This window comes from Streptococcus agalactiae ATCC 13813, assembly GCF_000186445.1.
GTDB classification, from domain to species: Bacteria; Bacillota; Bacilli; order Lactobacillales; family Streptococcaceae; genus Streptococcus; species Streptococcus agalactiae.
Genome location: NZ_GL636070.1, coordinates 407285 through 408590, shown reverse-complemented (window position 1 = coordinate 408590; position 1306 = coordinate 407285). Strand labels below are relative to the sequence as shown.

2 protein-coding genes are annotated in these 1306 nt (G+C 32.5%); one reads left to right on the top strand and one right to left on the bottom strand.

The window, feature by feature from the left end:
• Nucleotides 1-39 precede the first annotated feature (39 nt).
• On the bottom strand, nt 40-657 hold the full coding sequence (locus HMPREF9171_RS111025; protein WP_001224528.1) for a hypothetical protein: 618 nt from the start codon (nt 655-657) through the stop codon (nt 40-42).
• Between the two features lie 338 nt (nt 658-995).
• On the opposite strand from HMPREF9171_RS111025, the gene HMPREF9171_RS1000000113930 reads away from it, so the two are divergent.
• Nucleotides 996-1289 carry a hypothetical protein gene (locus HMPREF9171_RS1000000113930; RefSeq protein ID WP_000600818.1) on the top strand — a complete coding sequence of 98 codons (294 nt, stop codon included), beginning with the start codon at nt 996-998 and terminating at the stop codon, nt 1287-1289.
• Nucleotides 1290-1306: the final 17 nt, after the last annotated feature.

Genomic DNA, 1306 nt, shown 5'->3' with positions numbered 1-1306 from the left:
GAAATCATGTATCCTAAGATACATGATTTTTTATATTTTTTAATGTAGACTCCTAATGATTTCTACACGTGTCACAAGACCATCGTGCATACTATCAACACGCAATGCAACGTTATTAATATAGACTACTGAACCAATAGCAACGTCCTTTTCCTCATCATTTAAATGACGAACAAGTAAGTCTCCTAAAGTTTCATTGGGTTGACAAGGTAGTTGAACCCTAGCTAAAATATTAGCTTTTTTGACTTTGTTATTAGCACGTAAAACAATGTTGCTTGACCCATCAAAATGGGTGAAAAGATATTTACGAACAGCAAACAAAATAGCAACTGAAGCAATCCCCATAAGGTAATCTGAAACACTACCATGTTCAATTACAAGTTGACGAGCTAAGGCAAACAATAACACTTCAATTAAAGTATCTGGGGAAGGTTTTGAAAACATTTTGATCAACTCAATCCCGACTGCTATTGTCATGGCGCGAGCAAGGAAAGTCTGGAACAACTTATCAACATTTTGATCAACAGACAACATGCTAAACAAATCATGAAAGAGTGCTAAACTAAAGAAAATAATAGCTGTTGCCAGAATAACTGACAAAGCAATCTCTAAATAATAAGCCACCTCTACAATAACATCTTGGAAAAATTTACGCATACAATCTCCTCTTTTATAAACTAATAACATTATAACATTTCGTCGTTAAAGTTACTAATTCAATGAAACAATAGTAACCGCCCCTCCATAAACCTTTTAATCAGTACTAACGAACGTTTGATTATACATTATGATATAATAAGCTTATTGGTAAATAAGTAGGAGGAAATGAAATATTGATTAATAAACGGTTAAGAACAATCTTCTTACTACATTATCTGTTAGCGCTACTACTCCTTATAGACATTATCTTTACGATTGATTTTATAATTCACACGTCAACAATTCCCCAAAATAGTCTATCATATATAGGTTTGGGTCAAGGATTTGGTTGGTCTATGATTCTTATTAATTTGATAGCTCTACCTATTTGTTTCCTAGCAGAATTGTCAGCTGGTCGACTATTAAAATTAGAAATGCATAAGCAACATGGCTACTATCCTCTGGAACGCTTATTGATGACTGGTAATATTCTAACAGTTGTATCGCTAGTATTATTACATACTTTGATTCACAATATCAATTCACTTCTTTTTTTATCAATTACAGTAGTTTTATTGATTTCTGGGAAGTCCTTAAGTCTTATTAGCATCTATCTATTAAAAAGAAAAAGTAAACATCAAAAAGTCTGACTGTACAGTCAGACTTC

Excerpts from the sequence above, each read along its gene's own strand:
- HMPREF9171_RS1000000113930 (WP_000600818.1), top strand. The coding sequence starts at position 996 with ATGATTCTTATTAATTTGATAGCTCTACCTATTTGTTTCCTAGCAGAA.
- HMPREF9171_RS111025 (WP_001224528.1), bottom strand. The coding sequence starts at position 657 with ATGCGTAAATTTTTCCAAGATGTTATTGTAGAGGTGGCTTATTATTTA.